At 65.4% G+C, this 18,977-nt stretch carries 15 protein-coding genes and 1 tRNA gene; 5 read left to right on the top strand and 11 right to left on the bottom strand.

Annotated elements, in window-relative coordinates; all coding sequences use genetic code 11:
• Positions 1–40: 40 nt before the first annotated feature.
• From tssG to tssA, 11 genes are all read right to left on the bottom strand, one after another.
• Entirely contained in the window at positions 41–1,099 is a 1,059-nt protein-coding gene (tssG, locus tag ACXJKM_RS27340; RefSeq protein WP_457356277.1) for a type VI secretion system baseplate subunit TssG, read from the bottom strand.
• The gene (tssF, locus tag ACXJKM_RS27335) at positions 1,096–2,967 is read right to left on the bottom strand and encodes a type VI secretion system baseplate subunit TssF (protein WP_457356276.1); all 1,872 of its coding nucleotides are present in this window, start codon (positions 2,965–2,967) and stop codon (positions 1,096–1,098) included. Before tssF ends, tssG begins: the two co-directional genes overlap by 4 nt.
• Positions 2,968–3,084: 117 nt before the next feature.
• Positions 3,085–3,621 carry a type VI secretion system baseplate subunit TssE gene (tssE, locus tag ACXJKM_RS27330; protein WP_056194104.1) on the bottom strand — a complete coding sequence of 179 codons (537 nt, stop codon included), beginning with the start codon at positions 3,619–3,621 and terminating at the stop codon, positions 3,085–3,087.
• Entirely contained in the window at positions 3,621–4,472 is an 852-nt protein-coding gene (locus ACXJKM_RS27325; RefSeq protein ID WP_457356275.1) for a type VI secretion system accessory protein TagJ, read from the bottom strand. The genes tssE and ACXJKM_RS27325 overlap by 1 nt, the downstream gene beginning before the upstream one ends.
• On the bottom strand, positions 4,462–5,031 hold the full coding sequence (locus ACXJKM_RS27320; RefSeq protein WP_457356274.1) for a double zinc ribbon domain-containing protein: 570 nt from the start codon (positions 5,029–5,031) through the stop codon (positions 4,462–4,464). Before ACXJKM_RS27320 ends, ACXJKM_RS27325 begins: the two co-directional genes overlap by 11 nt.
• A gap of 6 nt (positions 5,032–5,037) precedes the next feature.
• Complete coding sequence (locus ACXJKM_RS27315) at positions 5,038–5,907, bottom strand: hypothetical protein (protein WP_457356273.1); 870 nt, start codon at positions 5,905–5,907, stop codon at positions 5,038–5,040.
• Positions 5,907–6,434 carry a hypothetical protein gene (locus tag ACXJKM_RS27310; protein ID WP_457356272.1) on the bottom strand — a complete coding sequence of 176 codons (528 nt, stop codon included), beginning with the start codon at positions 6,432–6,434 and terminating at the stop codon, positions 5,907–5,909. The genes ACXJKM_RS27315 and ACXJKM_RS27310 overlap by 1 nt, the downstream gene beginning before the upstream one ends.
• A 44-nt stretch (positions 6,435–6,478) precedes the next feature.
• Positions 6,479–6,979, bottom strand: a complete 501-nt coding sequence (locus ACXJKM_RS27305) for an Hcp family type VI secretion system effector (protein ID WP_056194090.1) — start codon at positions 6,977–6,979, stop codon at positions 6,479–6,481.
• 95 nt (positions 6,980–7,074) lie between these two features.
• Positions 7,075–8,568, bottom strand: a complete 1,494-nt coding sequence (gene tssC / locus ACXJKM_RS27300; RefSeq protein ID WP_056194087.1) for a type VI secretion system contractile sheath large subunit — start codon at positions 8,566–8,568, stop codon at positions 7,075–7,077.
• Between the two features lie 44 nt (positions 8,569–8,612).
• Positions 8,613–9,107 carry a type VI secretion system contractile sheath small subunit gene (gene tssB / locus ACXJKM_RS27295; RefSeq protein WP_056194084.1) on the bottom strand — a complete coding sequence of 165 codons (495 nt, stop codon included), beginning with the start codon at positions 9,105–9,107 and terminating at the stop codon, positions 8,613–8,615.
• A gap of 104 nt (positions 9,108–9,211) precedes the next feature.
• A complete protein-coding gene (gene tssA / locus ACXJKM_RS27290) occupies positions 9,212–10,318 on the bottom strand; it encodes a type VI secretion system protein TssA (RefSeq protein ID WP_457356271.1) in 1,107 nt (368 codons plus the stop codon).
• A 156-nt stretch (positions 10,319–10,474) separates the two neighbouring features.
• Between tssA and ACXJKM_RS27285 the strand changes: the two genes are divergently transcribed.
• From ACXJKM_RS27285 to ACXJKM_RS27265, 5 genes are all read left to right on the top strand, one after another.
• Positions 10,475–12,301, top strand: a complete 1,827-nt coding sequence (locus tag ACXJKM_RS27285; RefSeq protein ID WP_457356270.1) for a protein kinase domain-containing protein — start codon at positions 10,475–10,477, stop codon at positions 12,299–12,301.
• A 162-nt stretch (positions 12,302–12,463) separates the two neighbouring features.
• On the top strand, positions 12,464–12,952 hold the full coding sequence (locus ACXJKM_RS27280) for a hypothetical protein (protein WP_157281230.1): 489 nt from the start codon (positions 12,464–12,466) through the stop codon (positions 12,950–12,952).
• Between the two features lie 147 nt (positions 12,953–13,099).
• Positions 13,100–13,663, top strand: a complete 564-nt coding sequence (locus tag ACXJKM_RS27275) for an RNA polymerase sigma factor (RefSeq protein ID WP_056194288.1) — start codon at positions 13,100–13,102, stop codon at positions 13,661–13,663.
• Between the two features lie 109 nt (positions 13,664–13,772).
• Positions 13,773–13,849: transfer RNA gene (locus ACXJKM_RS27270), tRNA-Met, on the top strand.
• Positions 13,850–14,521: 672 nt separating this feature from the next.
• Positions 14,522–18,977 (top strand): FG-GAP-like repeat-containing protein (locus tag ACXJKM_RS27265; RefSeq protein WP_457356269.1); only part of this gene is annotated, 4,456 nt, incomplete at its 3' end.

Here is an 18,977-nt window from a genome sequence, read left to right as displayed (position 1 = left end):
CTAAGTGACCGAGGCCGCCGTTCAGTTCCGCTGCGCGGAGCTAGATCTGGTGCTTGGGCGCGAGCGAGGCTTTCAAGGGCCCGCGGCAGATGCTTTCGACGTTCATCAACAGCTGATCCGCTCGCTTGCGCGGGCGCTGGCTGTTCAGCCAGGCGCTGCGCCCCAGCATGCCAACGCCGGGTTTTTTGCCCAGCGGCCAGGCCGGCACCTCGGCGGGCTTGAGGCGCAGGCGCACATCCCAGGCGAACTCCTGGCCGACGTATTGCCTCACCATGGCCTGCAGGGCCGGCAGATGCGGGCCCGACGGCAGGAAGGCCTGGAATGCCTCCCAGCCCAGGGGGCCGATCTCGATGCGGAACTTGTGCTGCACATCCCAGACCTGGCGGCCCAGCACGGCGCCGCGCCCCAGGGCCACGCCGTCGTGCTTGACGAGTCGGGTGCGTTCTTCAGGCCCCAACGGCATCCAGTGGCCGCTGAACTGCTGTACCAGGGCGGGCACACGGAAGCGCAGCGCGATCCAGCTTTGCAGGCCATCGGCATCGCGCGCCGAGCGAGCCAGGCGGCCGGCGAAATAGAGCTTGGGAAAATCCCCCAGGGCGTCGCGCTCGCGCAGCGACGGCTCGGCCAGGCCGATGAGGGCGCCCACATGGCGCACGATGGGCGCGTCGCGGCTGCGATCCATGCCCACCACCGGGTTGGCGCGCGCCCAGGCCCGGTAGAAGAGCAGGCCGAAGCGATGCAGCAGCATGTCGGCAAAGGCCGCGAAGGTGCGGTCGCCGTGGTGCATGGCCCGCTCGCGGGCGTATTCGGTCAGGTGCGTGGGCAGGGCACCGTTGGGGCCGAACAGGCTCAGCACCCGCTGCACGAGGCGTGGCGGGCCCTGGTCGTTGGCTGCCAGTTTGGTGATGGCCGTGGGCGCGAAGTTCAGCGCCGGTTCGCTGGCGAAGCGGACCGGCTCGTCGCCTGGGCGCAGCGCGTCGCCCAGGCGCGGCTTGTCGGCGTGGGCGGCCTCGATGCGGCGCAGGGCCTGGAAGAGGTCGAAGCGGCCCGGGCGCGCGGTCAGCGCGTCGAAGATCGAGGGCTCAGGCTTTGCGCTCACAACACTGCCCTGGCGCCCGGCAGCGGTTGCCAGCGCTTCAACTCGCCGCGGGTGCGCGAGACCAGCAGCGTCTGGACAAAACTGTTCATCGACACATGGCGGCTGAAGTAGTGGTGCAGCACGGCGCCCAGCAGCGTCGCGCTGCCACCTTCGAAGGAGAGTTCGTCCACCGTCAGCTGCACCTCCAACCCGCGGCCGAAGGCGATGGGGCCTGGCGCCGGATGGCGGCGCACGATGGGCAGCGTGGTGACGGAGCGCACGCCTTCGATCTGCCGCAGCAGGCCGGCGCCGGAGCTTTGGCCGAACAGGCCGAGCAGTTCGCGCAGGGCCAGCGCACCGCGTTCGGGGTCCTCGTCGACAAGGGACAGGTAGTTCAGCGATAGCAGGGACAGCAGCCGCCAGGCCAGTGCGCCTTCGCGCGCCGCGCTGCCGGGCCGCGACGGGCCGGCCACGACGGCGACATGGTCGACGGGCGCACGGGTCTCCAGCGTCAGGCCACCATGATCGCGGCCGGCGGGCATGAAGAGCGGCAGGTCGCGGTTGGTGCAGCGGATCTTGGCGGCAAGCTGGCGCAGGTCGGCCCGGTAGGGCGCGCGCTGCAGGTCGACCAGGGACAAAAAGACCTCGCTGCCGACATAGGCCGAGCGCGGCCCCTCGCGCTTGGCGCGGTCGCTGGCCAGACGCGGCTCGCGCAGCAGGCTGAAATAGCCGGAGGCGCCGGCCGGGTCGGCGTGGGGCACGTCGAACAGCGGCAGGAACTGCAGCTCGTCGGTGTCGCTGGAGAAGCCGGTGACCGAGGCGACGTCGAACACCTCGAAGTCGGCGCCGGCCAGCCGGTCGGGGATGACCTGGAAGGCGGTGGCGCTGTCGTCGACCGTGATGCGCTCGGCGCGGCGCTCGAAGAGGTTGATGGCCGGCACGCAATTCAGGCTGAAGTTGGCCGGTTCGCCGCCACCCTCCAGGCTGGCTTCGTAGCGGTCGAACAGCAGCACCAGCTCGAAGCTGTTGCCCGTGCAGGCGGCGAAGCTGGGCTTGAGGCCGGCCACGTCGATGAACAGGAAGCGCTGCGGGAAGGCGAAGTACTCCTGCATCAGCCGCGTGCCGGACAGGCCGCGCAGCGTCACCGGCAGCATGGCCTCGTCATCGGCCAGGCCGACGTGGTGCACGCGGCTGGCCGGGATGAACTGGCGCTTGGCCGCAGCCTCCTTGCCGCCAGGCCCGGCCAGCACGCCGACGCAGCGGCAGGTGGCAAGTTCATGCAGCTTCAGCGCCACGTCCTGAAGGCCACCCATGAAGAAGCGCAGGCTGTCCAGCGGCAGCCGCGCGAAGCTCATGCCGCTGGGCAGCTCCATGCGCACACGCACGCCGCTCTTGGGGCGGTCGCGCAGCGGCAGGCCGCTGAAGTTGATGTCGGTGGCGCTGAGGAAGTACTCGACCTGGCTGACCCGGATGGGCGTCAGCGTGACCGGCTGGGCGGTGCGGAACTCGCAGCGCGTTGGCCCCAGCGGCGTGCGCGCGCCCATCAGCGCGCTGCCGCGCGGCAGCGTGAAGCCGGCAATCAGGTTGGGGTCCTGAGCCGGCTCGAGCTGGGCCACCAGCATGGACGGGATCGGCGCGCCGAGGTTGGGGCAGACCATGTCCAGCAGCGCCTGGGCAAGCTGGGGGAATTCGGCGTCCTGCTTGAGCTGCACGCGGGCTGCGAGGAAGGCCGTGCCTTCGAGCAGGCGCTCGACATAGGGGTCGGCGACTTCCAGGCCTTCCATGCCCAGGCGGCCAGCGATCTTCGGGAACTCGCGCGCGAACTCGCCGCCCATCTCGCGGAGATAGCGCAGTTCCTGGTTGTAGTAGCGAAGGAGGCGGGGGTCCATCAGGGGTTCCGACGCAGCCGGGAAACACAGCCACAGAGGCACAGAGGCACGGAGGAATACGAGACTCTTCCTTCAGTTTCTCTGTGCCTCTGTGTCTCTGTGGCCATGTTCATTGTTTCAGCCGCGCATATCACGCACGGCGGCTTGACCAGTATCCACGTCTACGTCAGCGCTGAGCAGCAACTCCAGCGGCACTGGCTGGTTCCACATCTGGCCCTTGATGGTCAGGCGCAGGCTGGTGGGGCGCAGGCCGGTGCTCATGTCGTTGGCGATGCGCACCTCCACCGTGTCCGGGTCCAGTCGCGGCTCGAAGCGGATGATGGCCTGGCGCACCTGGGCCTCGATGAGGGGGAACTGGTGGATGGTCATGGTCTGCCCGGTCAGGGGCAGGATGCCGAAATTCAGCACCGAGTCGCGGGCATGCGGCAGGCTCTTCCATAGCGCCGTGCGTTCGGGGTCGTTGCGGTTGCCGATGTCCGGCTCTTCACACACCGCGTTGAACAGCCAGGAGAGGTCGCGCAGCACGGCCTCACGCAGCTGCTTGCGGCTCAGTACGCGGGCCTCGAGGGCCTCGACCTTGGAGCTGGCATCGTTGTCGGTGAGCCGGTCCAGCAGCGAGGGTTGGAGGCGGTCCTGGGCACCGAAGCTGGCCATCAGTTGCCTTCGGTCTGCGTGGCCTCGCTGGCGTCGAAGAGAATTTCTCTGACGGCCATCAGGTCGTGGTCGCCGATGTCGCTGGTCAGCACGCGCTGGCCCAGGCCGGCATAGCGGTCCTCGCCTGGCAGTGCTTGCCATTCGGTCTTGCGCGCCAGGTTGATGAGGCCATCCTCGCTCTTCTCGGAGCCCGGGTAGCGCGTGGGCACCAGGGCGACGCTGTTGCCGCCATTGGTGAAGCTCAGCTGCGCCGGCATCCAGACGCAGTCGCGCAGGTCCTCGGGCGCGTCGAAATGGATCTTGGCCAGGTGCTGGAAGGGCACCCAGGTGTAGTGGCCGTTGAGGCAGACCTCGAGCACCGGGCCGAGGCGTGAATCGGCGTCGGCGAGCCACTCGAAGCGCTGGCCGTCGATGCTGCCCGCACTCGTCGGCGCGGCCTCGAAGGCCTTGGTGGCGAGGTCAGCCGCAAGCTGGTGGTTGCCCTCGGCCTGCTGCTTGAGGGACTCGATCAACTGGGCCACCCAGGCCTCGGGCTGGYCGAAGACAACCGGCGTGCGCTTGCCAGCAAACACCTGGGCGCGCAGCAGCTCGCAACGGATGGCGTGGCCGACGGTCTCGCGCATCGGGATGGCCAGCTTGTCCATGTCGGCGACGACATTGAGCTGGGTGTGGGCGCGTTCCCACTGGCCGAGCACGCTGAGCAGCTGGGACATGAAGGTGCGCAGCTTGGGGTCGGCCGGCTTGGCGCGCACGGCCTCGGTCAGCTTGGCGAGTGCGGTGCGTGGGTCGCCGGCGCGCAAGGCTTCTTCGGCAGCTTGTTGGGGCGTCATGTCGATGGGATCAGAAGCCATGGCCGCAGTCCGTGCAGAAGCGGGCTTGCCGCGAGAGGGTGATGCCGCAGGCCGGGCAGCTCTTGTGCGTGCTGGCCATGTCGAAGCCGCATTCGTGGCAGAAGCGCCCGCCCTGGCTGGGCGTCTGGCAGTTGGGGCAGGCCGAGCCACCCCCGCTGGCGGCGCCCTGGCTGGCCGAACCCGCGTCCAGCGCGGAACRGGCGGCGCAGTCGCGGCAGCTGTTGCTGCTGCTGTTCCAGCATTCGCGGCCTACCCATTTGCGGCAGCCGGTGCATTTCTCGTACAGCGGTGCTGCGGCGGCCATGGCTTCGGCCAGGGCCTCGGCCTTGGCACTGCCACCACCGGCTTCGGCAAACGCGCCGGTGGCGCGGCTGGCCTTGTTCAGGTCGTAGAACATGAAGGCGAAACGGCTCAGCCAGCCCGTGATCTGGCCCTTGCGATAGGGCCTGAAGGCCGAGCGTGAGCTCTCGCCGCATTTCTCGCAGAAGAACTCGAACTGGAAGCCGGCCGACACGTCGCTCATCGACGTGCTGACGTCCCGGTAATTGGTCAGGGCCATGGGGGCTTAGATTGGAGAACCGATGTTCTTCATCGTGAAGGCGCGCGTCGTGTTCTGCGACGCGGTCTTGGCGACGGCCTGGCCGGTGTTGCTGTGCGAGTAGTGCGACGGCGGGTTCTTGTAGACGTAGGCGAGCGAGCCGAACTCGCAGGTCCACTTCTCCATCATCTCCGTCATGGTCTCGTTCACGACCACGTCCAACTCGTATTCCAGCAGGCGGATCTTCTGGATGGTGAAGATCAGCGAAGTACCGTCCAAAAACGTCGCCGAGCGCCGGTGGATGGTCAGCGTGCCCGAGGGGAAGATGTTGCCCGCCTTCATCGAGTTCAGCATCTGTGTGCTGGCGATGTCGACCCGCTTGGTGAACGTGAACTCGAAATTGCGGTTGCGTTCGAGGTCCGCGTACTGCTTTTCCCGCTCGCCTTGCAGCGTGGCCGTCTTTTCGGCTTTTTGCGGGTCGGCAGGCGCGAAGGTGTTCGGATCCCTGGCGATGCTTTCGAGCTTCTTGTTGAAGGCCGCGCCGAGGGCATCGCGCTGGTCCTGGTGGGCTTTCCAGTCCGCCTCGGAAAAATTGCCGCCACGCTGGGCTTTCGCGAAAGACTCCTGCAGCCTCTTGTCGCGCTTTTGGTAGTCGTCGCTGGCCGCATGCATGGCGCGCAGCTCGTTGCTGCCTTGCTTGTCTGCTCTGCCGCTCGCGAGGGTGAAGGCCGCTGCCGCCTTGCTGGCGTTCTTGCGCTCGTCCTCGTTGTGCAGCTTCCAGTTGAGCGTCTCCACCAGGATCTGCCCCTGGAAGCCTTCGGACGCTGCTTCGCCCACGACCGGCACGCGGGTGGGGCGCAGCAGAACCAGGAAGATGTCGGCGCCGTTGTTGGACATCAGAGGGCCAATGGGTGGAAGAAGGGGGCCGTGGGCAGGTTGTCCTTGCCGAGGGTCTTCAAGTACATCATCTTGATGTTCTTGAAGTTGAGGGTCCAGCTTTCCCTCACCTCCTTGGACAGGCCATCGTCTGACACCTCCAGGGTGCAGTCGGCAAAGTAGCCCTGGGTGCAGACGACGGTGAAGCCAGGTTGATGGATGGCCCGGCCTTGCTGCTTGATGTGCAGCACCGTGATGGACGCACTGAGCACGGGCAGGTGGTTGTCCAGGCAGAAATGCATCTGCGAGGAGCCGACGTCAAACCGCTTCTTGAAGGTCAGCGGCTGCATCTTGATGCTGACGGGCGTACCCAGCCCCGCCATCGAGGCCGCAGCGGCAGCAGCCGCGGCGGCCAGGCCGCTGGCTTTGCTCTTGGGGTCCTTGAGGGCCTGCATGCCCCAGCCGAACTCCAGCAGCTCGATCGAGCCTTCCCAACCTTCGAGCAGGCCCTCGCCCACCACCGGCCCGGCGCCGGTGATGAGTTGCATAAAAATATTTGAACGGCTCATGGTGCCGGGCGCCGCTCAGGGGATCACGCCGACGGCGAAGCCGTGCCGGCCGGGATGTCCCAGTTGTAGGTCTTGGGCGCGCCGAGCTTGCCGGTCTTGTTGTCCTGCGGCTTGTATTCGATCTTGACGGTCTTGAAGACCATTTCGACCTTCTGCGTGACGTTGCCTTCCTCGGTGCCGCTCTGGTTGACCTTGGTGATGAAGCAACCTTCCATCGTCATCGTGAAGTAGGTCTCGGGCGTGGCACTGCCCGTGGTCTTCATCATCTGCAGCTCGACCTTGGGGAAGGCCTTGCCGGTGCAGATATAGCCCAGGATCACGGTCGACGAGGTGTCGAAGTAGTGCTCCCAGTTCATCTTGCCGGGGTTGGGCTTGCCGACGGAAGCGCCGCCGCCCTTGGTCCAGCTGGTCTCGGCTTCGACTTCCCAGTCCCAGCCCTGGATCTCGATCCACTTTTCCTTGCCCTTCTGGATGGACTCGCCATCGGCCTTGTCGAAGAAGGTGAGGAATGCATTGACTGCCATGTTGATATCTCCTTAGGGGTTCAAAGCGCGGGTGTTGTGGTGGTGGTGAGAGATGACCCGTCCTGCTCCCGCGCCGGCGAGTTCTCCCAACTGTCTTAGGCGGATTTTTCGGACGGCAGCTTGGACACCAGCCGCAGCGACACGGTCAGGCCTTCGAGCTGGTAGTGCGGCTTCAGGTAGAACTTGGACTGGTAGTAGCCCGGTGCGCCTTCCACTTCCGAGACCTCGACCTGGGCGGCCGCGAGCGGGCGGCTGGCCTTGGTCTCTTCCGACGAGTTCATCGGGTCACCGTCGACGTAGTTCAGGATCCAGCTGTTGAGCCAATCCTCCATCGCGTCGCGCGACTTGAAGGAGCCGACCTTGTCGCGCACGATGCACTTCAGGTAGTGGGCGAAGCGGTTGCAGGCGAACAGATAGGGCAGGCGGGCCGCGAGTGCGGCATTGGCGGTCGCGTCGGCGTCGTCGTACTCGGCGGGCTTTTGCAGCGACTGGCCGCTGATGAAGGCCGCGAAGTCACTGTTCTTGCGGTGCACCATCGACAGGAAGCCGTTCTTGCTCAGCTCGGCCTCGCGGCGGTCGGAGATGGCGATCTCGGTCGGGCACTTCATGTCCACGCCGCCGTCGTCGGTCGGGAAGGTGTGGGTGGGCAGGCCGGTCACCGCGCCGCCGGATTCGATGCCGCGGATGCGCGAGCACCAGCCGTACTGCTTGAACGAACTGTTGATGTTCACCGCCATCGCATAGGCGGCGTTGGACCAGGTGTACTTGCTGTGGTCGGCGCCCTCGGTGTCTTCCTCGAAGGCAAACTCGTCGACCGGGCTGGTCTTGGCGCCATAGGGCACGCGCGACAGGAAGCGCGGCATGCACAGGGCCAGGTAGCGGGCGTCGTCGGACTCGCGCAGGGACCGCCAGGCGGCGTACTCCGGCGTTGTGAAGATCTTGGTCAGGTCGCGCGGGTTGGCGAGTTCCTGCCAGCTTTCCATCTGCATGACGCTCGGCGCGGCACCGGTCACCAGCGGCGCGTGGGCGGCGGCGGCGATCTTGGACAGTTCGCCGAGCAGCTCGACGTCGGGGGGCGTGTGGTCGAAGTGGTAGTCGCCCACCAGGCAGCCATAGGGCTCGCCGCCGAACTGGCCGTATTCCTCTTCGTACAGGCGCTTGAACAGCGGCGACTGGTCCCAGGCCGTGCCCTTGAAGCGCTTGAGCGTCTTGCCAAGGTCGGTCTTGGAGACATTCATCACGCGGATCTTGAGCTGCTCGTCGGTCTCGGTGTTGTTGACGAGGTAGTGCAGGCCGCGCCAGGCGGATTCCAGCTTCTGGAAGTCCTCGTGGTGCATGATCTTGTTGATCTGCTCGGTGAGCTTGCTGTCGATGGCCGCGATCATGGCCTCGATGGTCTTGACGGCGTCGTCGCTGAGCAGCGTGGTGTTGCTCAGCGCCTGCTGGGCCAGCGTCTGCACGGCCTGCGCCACGGCGCCGCGCGCCTCCTCGGTCTTGGGCTTGAATTCCTTGTTCAGCAGTGCCGCGAAGTCATTGCCTTCGAAGGTCACGCCCGCCAGGGCCGATGCTGACTGTTCCGCTTGGGTCATGTTTGAAACTCCGGTCGTTTCAGTGTCTTGGGATGAACTGCGGCTTATTCCGACTTGGGCGCGTCGGTCAGCGTCTTGAGCAGCGTCGGGTCGGCCAGCACCTTGGCGATCAGGTCGCCGGCGCCGCTCTTGCCGTCCATGTAGGTGATCAGGTTGGACAGTTGCTGGCGGGCCTCGAGCAGCTTGTTCAGGCCTTCGACCTTGCGCGCCACGGCGGCGGGCGAGAAGTCGTCCATGCTCTCGAAGGTGATGTCCACCGGCAGGTTGCCCTCGCCGGTCAGCGTGTTCTCGACCTGGAAGGCGACGCGCGGCTTCATGGACTTCATGCGCGAGTCGAAGTTGTCGACATCGATCTCGAGGAACTTGCGGTCGGCCACCGGCGGCAGCGGATCTTCGGGCTTGCCGGACAGGTCGGCCATCACGCCCATCACGAAGGGCAGCTGCACCTTCTTCTCGGCGCCGTAGAGCTCGACGTCGTACTCGATCTGCACCCGCGGGGCCCGGTTGCGGGCGATGAATTTCTGGCTGCTCTTGCTCATGTCATTGCTCCTTGCGGATGGGATTCAGGGATTCAAAAGGCGGTGCGCCACGACGGACTGCAGGAGGGGCTTTGATGAAGACGACATCGCGGCGTTCCTTGCGACTACTGCAGGCTTTCAGGGTCCACACCCAGCATACGGGCCACCTCGCCGACGGCCTCGGGGGCAAACTCTCGTACCAGCTGCAGGAAGTTGCGGTCGATGAGACGTTGCGCACGGCGCAGCAGGTCAGCCGCGGGGTTGGTGGGCTCGTTCTTCTCGAGGTAGGCGCAGACCAGGTCAATGGCACGCACGGCATCGGCGCGGCTCTCGATCGCGCCCAGGCCGCCACCACCGCCACCGCTGCGGCCGCGGCGGGCGGGCGGGGGCGAGTCGCCACCGCCGTCCTGGCCCTGGGCGATGCCCAGGTCGTTGAGCATGCCGGCGAGGTCGTCCGCGGAAGCGTCGATGCTGACCGGGCGCGGCGAGACGGCGATGACGGCGTCCAGCATCGCGCGCAGCGCCGAGAAGTCGGGCACGTCGCCATAGTTGAGGCGCACGGACAGGCAGGCCACCAGTGAATCCAGCGCCGCAACGGCGGCGGGCGCCTGGGTGGCGAGCAGCGGATAGCCGGCCACGGCGTCGGCCAGCATGTTCTCGATCTGGCTGCGCGAGGGTGTCGATTCGTCGTCGCGCGCCGCCAGGTCACCCATGGCGATCTCGATGTCGCGCACGCTGATCTGGCCGATGCCGCGGTCGTTCAGCACCAGGCTGGCACGGACGTCGCCCAGCGTGGTGTCCAGGCTGGCCAGCTCGTTGAGGACATTGACCCGCGCAAACGCGTCGCCATCCTCGGGGCGGGGGTGGAGTTCGTCCCACCAGCGCGTCAGCAGCTCTTCGAACAGGCGCAGGCCCGGCGCCAGCGTCGCGAAGCCTTCCAGGCGCAGCCGGGCGCGCAGCAGCAGGTTGGCTACGCGCAGGTCGCGGGTGCGGGCGTTGATGTCGTCGGCCAGGCTGCGCACGGTTCGCCAGTCGGGTGGCTCGGCGGACGCGAACTGGGTTTCGGGTTTGCCCGCAGCCGCCTGGGTCAAGGCCAGGAAGTCGTTGTCGTATTCCAGGTCGGGGCCGCAGACCTCATCCTCGGACACGGGCTGCAGCCACGGCGCCAGCGCGGGGTCGCTGCTGAGCGACGGTGCGGTGTCGGGCGACGGGTCGAAGGGATTGCTGTCCATGGTGGTCCGGGTGAGCTTGCCGATCAGGGCAGGCAGGAGTTCGGGCGGTAAGTAACTGGGGCCGCCGCTTAGTTCCCTGCGGCAGCTCTGTCTGCCGGCAAGGGGAACGGAATGGCGTGTGGCGTCACTCAGCAGGTTGGACGTCCCGCCTGAACGATGAACTCCTCCAGCGACCCGGAAGACAACGACGCGACCATCATCCGGCCCAGTGCCGCCACCGGCCCCGTCGCCGCGGCGCCTGTTCCTGACGAAGCCGTGCCCGCCGTGATGGCAGGCGGCCCGGCTACGCCCGGGGCACCACCTGCGAGCCTCGACCGGCTGGACGGCGGCAACGCCTTGCCCGTCGGCAGCCGCCAGGGCGAGTTCGAGGTCATCCGCGTGCTCGGCGAGGGCGGTTTCGGCATCGTCTACCTGGCCCGCGACCACGCGCTGGAGCGCACGGTGGCGCTCAAGGAATACATGCCCGCCGCCCTGGCCCTGCGCGGCGACAGTTCGCAGGTACGGGTGCGCTCGGAACGCCACCGCGACACCTTCGAGGCCGGCCTGAAGAGCTTCATCAACGAGGCGAAGCTGCTGGCGCAGTTCGACCACCCGTCCCTCGTCAAGGTCTACCGTTTCTGGGAGGCCAACGGCACCGCCTTCATGGTCATGCCCTTCATCGAAGGCAAGACACTGAAGGAGACGCTGAAGGAAATGCCCGAGCCACCCGGCGAAGCCTGGCTGATGGACATGCTGGCCTCGCTGACCGAGGCCCTGCTGGTGCTGCACGGCGAGCATTGCTACCACCGCGACATCGCACCCGACAACATCATCCTGGTGGCCGGCAGCGGCCGCCCCCTGTTGCTGGACTTCGGTGCCGCGCGCCGCGTCATCGGCGACATGACGCAGGCGCTGACCGTCATCCTCAAGCCCGGCTACGCGCCCATCGAGCAGTACGCCGAGGTGCCCAGCATGAAGCAGGGGCCGTGGACCGATGTCTACGCCCTGGCCGCCGTCGTCTACTGCGCCATCACCGGCCGCACGCCGCCACCCAGCGTCGGCCGCATCGTCAAGGACGACTACGTGCCGCTGGCCCGGCAGGGTGAACTCACGAAGGGCCGCTACAGCGAGCGCCTCGTCAAGGCCGTGGACCGCGCCTTGCAGGTGTTGCCCGACCAGCGCACCCAGTCCATGGCCGAGTTCCGTGAGGACCTGGGCCTGGCAGGCCACTACGCGCCCAAGCCGGGCCAGATGGCGACGCTGATCCAGGCGCCCGCTGCAGCGGCGCCGGCTCCAGCCGCCGTCAAGCGGGCCGCGAGCCGCGGGCCACTGTGGCTTGGCCTGGGCTTGGCCGGCCTGGCGGCTGCCGGTGCAGCGGCCTGGTTCGCGACGCGGCCTGCAGGGCCGGCCGAACCGGTTGCCGCGGCGCCGGTGTCGGTCCCGGCAGTCGCTTCGGCTCCAGCTCCTGCACCAGCGCTGGCAGAACCCGTCGCGCGAGATCTGCCCAGCCAGTTCCGGTCCCTCGTGGCGCGGCACAGCGACGGCTTCGACGTGCAGGCGCAGGCGGAGCGCACCAGCCTGCGCATCGACCATGACGAGCTGCGCTTCAGCGTCAGTGCCTCGCGCGAGGGCTATGTCTATGTGCTGCTTGCCGGCCCCGACGGCAGCCTCGTCCAGCTCTACCCCAACGACAAGGCCAAGAACAACCACATCGGTGCTGGCGAGACGCTGCGCCTGCCCGGTGCCAGCTGGCCGCTCAAGGCCAGCGACCCGCCGGGCCCGGAGCACTTCTTCGTCCTCGTTGCCGCCGAGCCGCGCAGCTTCGCGCCCTGGTCCACCGAGAAGGAGCCGAGCTACGGCTTCCTGACATTGCCGGCCCAGGGCCCGGCCGGCGGCGTGGCGCCAGGCGCATCGAGCTGGCTGCTGGGCCAGCCGGATTGCGGCCACCCGAATTGCGCAGCTGAGTACGGCGCCGCGGTCTTCAGCGTGGAAGCCGTCAGGTAGCCGATGTTGCGGAACCCGGCCGCGCTCGCGGTTACCTATGGCATGCCGGCCGCTTCTGCTGCCGACGCCCTTCGTCGACCTCCGGACCGTGTTCTGAACCCCACCCAAGCCCAGGTCGCCCAGCTGCTGGCGACGCCTCAAGCCCCCCAGTTGGGCGCGTTCGTGAGCGCTGCGGCTGCCGGGCAACTGCTTTGGGCCAGCCCGGTGGAAGGCCGGCTCGAAGTCTGCAGTGGCGCCACGCCGGCGGGCGCGGTTTGCGCTGACATCGGCCGCCTCTTCGTCGCCGCGCTGCGCGAGCATTTCGGCGACGCGGCCAGCGCCATCGCTGAGCGCGAATGGCGCCTCAGCCAGCGATCACGCCGCCTGCTGCCGGCGCGCACCGTCAAACGGGCCGTGGCTTGCGCGGAGTCAGCCCTGGGCCTGCTGATGGCCCAGTCCTATCTTTTGCAGATCGAGTTCTCGGCCGTCATGCTGGGCTGGCGCTTTCGTCGCGTCGCCGACGGCCTGGGCCTGGATCCGGCCAGTCTCGCCATCGAGCGCCGGCGAGCTTTGGACCAGGCCCTGGCCCCCGACTTCAGCCTGCCGCCACCCGCCGATGCCGAGGCGCTCGCCGCGCGGCTGCGAACGCTGCTCAACCAGCTTTCGCATTGACTTCGTGATGTAGTTCACGGCCTCGGGGGTTAACCCATGCCCATAAATGTGGGGTGGGGCGGGTCTGCCTTGTCGCAAGCTTTGCCGCGACGGCGTCTGATCAGACAGGGCGGCCACTTCGGCCGCTTCATCCGCTCGGAGCCCGTCATGCAGCCCCAGTGTCAACCGATTCGCCACCCCGCAGCAGCCGACCCCAACGTCATCTTCTCGGAGCTGTTCGGCGAACACCGTGACCGCCTCTACCGCTTCGTGCTGCGCCATATCGGTGACAGCACCGAAGCCGAGGAACTGGCCCAGCAGGCGTTTGTCGAGGCGGCGCGCACCTACGAGCACTTCCGCGGCGAGTCGCAGTTGTCGACCTGGCTCTACGGCATTGCGATGAACCTGGTGCGCAACCACCTGTCTCGTGCGCCGTCGCGGCTCTACCGCTTTGAGGACGAGTCTGCGTTGGAGGCCACAGCCTGCCTGCACGCCAACCCGGAGCAGCAATGCCATCTGAACCAGTTGATGGCCTTGCTGCAGATCGAACTGGACGGCCTCATGCCCGAGATGCGCGAGGTATTGCTGCTCGTCGCCATGGACGACATGAGCTACGAAGACGCCGCTGCCCTGCTGTCCGTGCCCATCGGCACCGTGCGCAGCCGCGTGTCGCGCGCCCGCTCTCACCTGCGCACCCGGCTGCAGGCCCGCGGCGCCCAGCTGCCCTTCTGATTGCGGGTCATTTCATCGATCGCGGGTGACGTGCCGCTACGGTTCGCTACGAGCACGGCCACGAGATTTGCCTCAACGGCCGAATCTCGTATATACTGCTAGCTTCAGTCGCGRGGTGGAGCAGTCTGGTAGCTCGTTGGGCTCATAACCCAAAGGTCGYAGGTTCAAATCCTGCCCYCGCAACCAAGAAATAAGAGTCCTGTGAAGGACTTAGCAAAGCCCGCCAAGTGCGGGCTTTGTCGTTTCTGGGCTTTCGTGCCCATCCTGTGCCCGCTTTGTGCCCAGACCGTGCCCTGCTGTTTCGTCGGGCAGGAAAAACGACCATTAGGCCCGCCCCCACACGCTGACCATTGGGTCGATATCCGACCGCTAAGCCACGGCACTAACCGTCATTGCTTGTCCTGACCGGGACGACGACCGTTGTTGAAATCCGGCTTGGCAGCGGCTGCCGCTTTTCGATCTGCTGGACTCGACGACCGAGTCCAGTCGTTCAACGATCGAACTAAGCTCCGCCCGATGATTTGGCTGACCGGGGGCTATGGAAGTGTCCATTGCTCCACCATAGGTTAAGTGGAGAAGAGCATCCTTTGCCGTTCGCGGAATGCAAGGTGGGCGGACCGGACGCTCGCGCTTCAGGTGCCGTAGCTCGCCAACCGAGCTGACTGCGATCTTCAGCGAGCGTGGCGGCAAGTCCTTCGGACGGCGCGAGGGCGCTAGTGCTGTTTGTCCTTTGGCGCTCCCACTCAGCTGGGGGTGCCTTTTCGCGCGACAAGTTTGATAGAGTCCCGCAAAACGACAGAGTTCCGGCAGTAGCCACGGCTAGCCTGTTAGTGGGACTCGCGTCCACAGGGAGTTGATATGCCTAAGCTGTGCTTGGCGCGCGTCTTGCGCGTCGGTCTGACCGCGCTTTGCGTTGTTTCGTCGGCTGTGTTGATGCCACGATTGGCGATGGCGCAGGTCTCCGTCGGTGACGGCGGCATTCCGAGCTACAGCCAAGCCATCGCTGTGCCGCCCGGCATCGCAGGCATGTCCCCGAAGCTGAGCCTGTTGTATGCCGGTGGCGGCGTCAATGGCCCGCTGGGCCATGGCTGGAGCGTTCAAGGCCTGTCGATGATTACACGCTGTACGGCTACGCTGGCGCAAGATGGCCGCAAGGTCGGTGTGGCGTATGTGGCAAGCGACAAACTCTGCCTGGACGGGCAGCGACTGATTCAGACGGATGAAAGCGGCAACGCGACCCCCAGCGGCGGCAACAATGCCGCGGGCATCCCAGTGACGTCGCAGTTGAACGATGCACAAGGCCTGGGGGCCAACCTCTATCGAGAGTTCCGCACTGAGAAGGACATCTACGCGCGCATCCGCGCGTACGGCTACGCCAATGGTGATTCCACGGGCGTCAGTGGTCCAGCATATTTCAGAGTGTGGACCAAGGCAGGGCAGATCTATGAATACGGACAAGGGCCTGCCAGCAACGCAACGACATTTGCGCTGATCGCTGCGCCGGGCAAGGCGCCGATTGCATGGGCCGTGGCACGCATCAGCGACACGCTCGGCAACGCCATCGACTTCAAGTACGAGCAAAGAGACGTGCCATGGGGTAGTGGGCCAACCGCTGGATCACCCACAACGGGTCACGAATGGAACATCAGTGAAGTCCAATACAGCGGTAACAAAGTCATCTTCAACTACGACATTGATGGGCTAGGCAACGATGTTCGGACGGACAAGTCCGAGGCCTACCAGCAAGGCCGCAAGAACGTCAGCCTGCGCCGCCTGAAGTCGATCACCACCTACGTCAATAGCCCGGCCACGGCTCTCGGGGTCAATGGCGGCACGCCCGTTCGGACGACCAAACTGACGTATGACTACGGGGCAGTCAGCAAGCGCAGCCGGATCGTCAAAATTCAGGAATGCGCAGGCGGGCCTGGCAGCACAAGGTGCCTGCCCTTCACCGCGCTGAGCTACGCCTCTGGTGGCAATGATGCCTACCAAGCAAACTCGGCGTTCACGTCGGAAGCCCTCGCGTCACTTGACTTGATCGGCAATGGCACCGCTGGCGCCCTAGTCGGCGACTTCAATGGCGATGGCAAGACCGACATCATTTATTGGTCTGACACGCCGGCGAACAACAAGCTCTACACCAGCAATGGAAATGGCAGCTTCGCGTTGGCCAGTGCGTTCAACATCACATCGGACAACCTCTTCAAGAGCGACGGCTGCTACTTCTCCATCGCAGCTGACTTCAATGGGGACGGCGCCACGGACATTCTCCGCGTCAAGCGCGCACGGTCGACGAACGGTCTCAACACATCCTGCGGCGCAGCAGCCAATGTGCTGTACCTGGGTAGTGCAAGTGGCAATTTCTCCGCTTACACGTTGCCTAGCTCCATCGATTTGACTCAGACGACGAGCAGTAGCACCGACCAGAGGTCCTGCGTCAATCCTCCTTCCTCTGAGTACGACCCGACATGTACCGAGCCCGGTGATTACCTGGGAACTGTGCAGTCGCCAGGCGCGAACTTCCATCTGCTCGATGTTGACGGGGATGGCTATTTGGACATCGTCACGACCATCCTTCCTGGCTTTGCGCGAACGACGACACCGCCAAATGAGGCGAGCCTGTGCGCGTCAATTGTGTGCACGCGAGTGTTTCGGGGGCAGCCGGCAGGAGTTTTTCAAGAGGCTTCGATCGGTGCGTTCGCCAATCGAAGCGTGTATGCAGCTCCACCGGCGAAGTACCAGTTTGAGACAAAGCCCTACGTGGTCGATTTCAACGGGGACGGTTTTCAGGATTTATCCGTTGCCACCGGTTTGTGGCTCTCTTCGGGTAACGGCACGTTCGTGCGTGACCCGCAGGCCCCTTCCACTGTGGGTTGCGTATACAGCATCGACTTCAACGGTGATGGCCGCTCGGATTGCATCTACCCTGATAGCCAAGCAGCCACTCAATTTCTGGCCGTGGGCGACGGCACAACCAAGCTGGTGTCGACCGCTAATTTCAACCTCGTCAACGCCGGTCAGGAACTTGGGCGCCCAAGCATCTTTTCGCCGCAGGAACCGATGGGCATGCTTGCCGTGGACATCAACGGCGATGGACGACAAGACATCCTTCGCTGGAAAGATGATGCTTCCCAGAACGCGGTCTACCTGAGCAACGGCGACGGGACCTTTACAGCATCTTCGAGCTTCAGCCTGGCCGGTACGCAATTGCAGAAGAGTAACGGCACAGCCAGCGTCATTCTGGGTGACTTCACCGGGCGCGGGAACGCGGAGTTCCTGCGGCTACAAACAGTGGGGGGCACAGTAACCAATCGACTCTTCATCAAGACAGACTCGATTCCACCCGATCTGTTGGTGAGTGTCACCAGTCCCTCGGGGTTGACGTCCAAGTTGTACTACGTGTCGCTGAGCAATTCGTCGCCAGCGTATTCAGTGCCGGCGAACTTGGCGAGCGACGCAAGTCTTGGCGCCCGCTATCAGAGTGATCTGGGTCAGTCGTCGTATGCCGTCCCAGATGCTGTTGATCTGAGCATGCCCATGTATGTTGTGGTCACGCAAGTGGATGACACAGGCGTGGGCAGCAACGTGGTCACGACCGAGCTGAGCTACCGGGGCCTGAAGGCTGACCGCAAAGGCCGCGGCATGCTGGGATTTCGCGAGGTGCTGCGACAGCGCCCCGGCGCGGACGGCAATCCAATGACCGTCGATACGCAATACTTGCAGACGTACCCGTACACCGGCGTCGCCGCGAGCACTTCCACATATCGGACCAAGCTGAACGCAACCTCCGCATCGGCGTTGCTCAGCACAACCAGCAACTTCTACTGCGATCAGACTAATGCTGCGGCAGCCTCGGTCAATGCCAACTGTCCGGTAACGGCCAAGGTCGCTCGCCCCTACTTGTATCAGAGTTCGGAAAGTGGCCAGGACCTGGCGGGCGCGGTCTTGCCGTCGGTGTCCACTCAGAACGTCTTCAACGGAACGGGTGATCCATCATCCGTCAATGTCACCACCGCCGGAGTGTTCGCTGGAGTAGCAGGGCTCTTCTTCAAGACAGTAAGCAACACCTACTACCCAAACAACACCAGTTGCAGCGATTTCCAGACCTGCTACTGGATCCTGGGGCGGCTGAATCAAGCCACGGTGACCAATACGGTACCCAACACCCTGGCGAGCATCCCGAGTAGTTCTGGCACGGGGGCAAATGCCACAGCGATTGCCGGTTCCGGTCCCGCAGTAAGCAGTCCTCTGAATTTTGTGCTTAGCAACTGCACCCCCACCTCGCCAACACTCAGCCCCGCAGTTGCCACCTACAAGTGCCAATTGGGCAACTCGGGGACGTCCAGTGCATCAAGCATGAGCTATGGGACGAGCTCGGGTTTGCTTGCGGTCAACGGCCCATCCAGCTGTGCGGCCAACACGCCCAACTGCGGCATGGTTTCGATGCAGACGCCGTCCGTTGCCGGCAGCTACACGGGCTATTTCACGGTATCTAGCGCTGGGGCGACCGCAACCAGCAACAGTGTCACCCTGACAGTGAGTGCACCGAATGGACTGGGCGTGAATGCGACCAGCTTCAGTCCGGCATCAGTCGCCGCAGGCACCAGCAGCAGTTTCAGCTGGAGCACGACCGGCGCCACCTCTGCAAGCGTCACTTGCTCCGGCGCCGGCGTCAGCGTAACCGGCACCAATACCGGCACTGCCGGCAATGTGACGGTGGGGACCACGGCTGCCACCACTACTGCCACCTGCACGGTCACAGCCACCGGGGCCGGCGGCGCGATCGTCTCCGGCAGCGCGGACCTGACTGTGACGTCAGCGGGCAACGTCAGCGTCACCTCGGCGAGCTTCAATCCCACCAACGTTCCGGCCGGCACCAGCAGCAACTTCAGCTGGAATACCGCCAATGCCGCGTCAGCGACGGTCAGCTGCTCGGGGGCGGGTTCGACCGCTACCGGTTCAGGCACCAGCGGCACCATCAGCGTGTCTACTGCAAGCGTTGGCACTGCGACTTGCACGGTGTCGGCTCAAGATGCAACCGGAACAGCTGTGACGGGCTCGGCCAATCTCACGGTGACTGCGCCCACCGCGCCAGTCATTGGCAGCAAGGCGTTTAGCGCTGCGAATGTCACAACGGGCGGCACTTCGACCTTCAGCTGGAGTGTGAGCAACGCAACCAGCAGCTCGGCTGCCTGCACCGGCGCGATCAGCGGTAGTGCCACTGGGACTGCGACGGGAGGCAGTCTCACCGCGACGGCAGGCACGAGCGCGGGGACGGGGACCTGCACCGTCACGACGACCGGCGACGACCGGT

It is taken from the genome of Roseateles sp. P5_D6 (assembly GCF_054049415.1).
The sequence above is the reverse complement of the archived record's forward strand: the minus strand, read 5'-3'. Positions and strand labels throughout refer to the sequence as shown.

What these genes read in the sequence shown, in the direction of transcription:
- ACXJKM_RS27305 (WP_056194090.1), bottom strand. Translation starts at nt 6,979, where the DNA reads ATGGCAGTCAATGCATTCCTCACCTTCTTCGACAAGGCCGATGGCGAG.
- tssB (WP_056194084.1), bottom strand. Translation starts at nt 9,107, where the DNA reads ATGAGCAAGAGCAGCCAGAAATTCATCGCCCGCAACCGGGCCCCGCGG.
- ACXJKM_RS27285 (WP_457356270.1), top strand. Translation starts at nt 10,475, where the DNA reads ATGAACTCCTCCAGCGACCCGGAAGACAACGACGCGACCATCATCCGG.
- ACXJKM_RS27315 (WP_457356273.1), bottom strand. Translation starts at nt 5,907, where the DNA reads ATGTCCAACAACGGCGCCGACATCTTCCTGGTTCTGCTGCGCCCCACC.
- tssA (WP_457356271.1), bottom strand. Translation starts at nt 10,318, where the DNA reads ATGGACAGCAATCCCTTCGACCCGTCGCCCGACACCGCACCGTCGCTC.
- tssC (WP_056194087.1), bottom strand. Translation starts at nt 8,568, where the DNA reads ATGACCCAAGCGGAACAGTCAGCATCGGCCCTGGCGGGCGTGACCTTC.
- ACXJKM_RS27275 (WP_056194288.1), top strand. Translation starts at nt 13,100, where the DNA reads ATGCAGCCCCAGTGTCAACCGATTCGCCACCCCGCAGCAGCCGACCCC.
- tssF (WP_457356276.1), bottom strand. Translation starts at nt 2,967, where the DNA reads ATGGACCCCCGCCTCCTTCGCTACTACAACCAGGAACTGCGCTATCTC.
- ACXJKM_RS27310 (WP_457356272.1), bottom strand. Translation starts at nt 6,434, where the DNA reads ATGCAACTCATCACCGGCGCCGGGCCGGTGGTGGGCGAGGGCCTGCTC.
- tssE (WP_056194104.1), bottom strand. Translation starts at nt 3,621, where the DNA reads ATGGCCAGCTTCGGTGCCCAGGACCGCCTCCAACCCTCGCTGCTGGAC.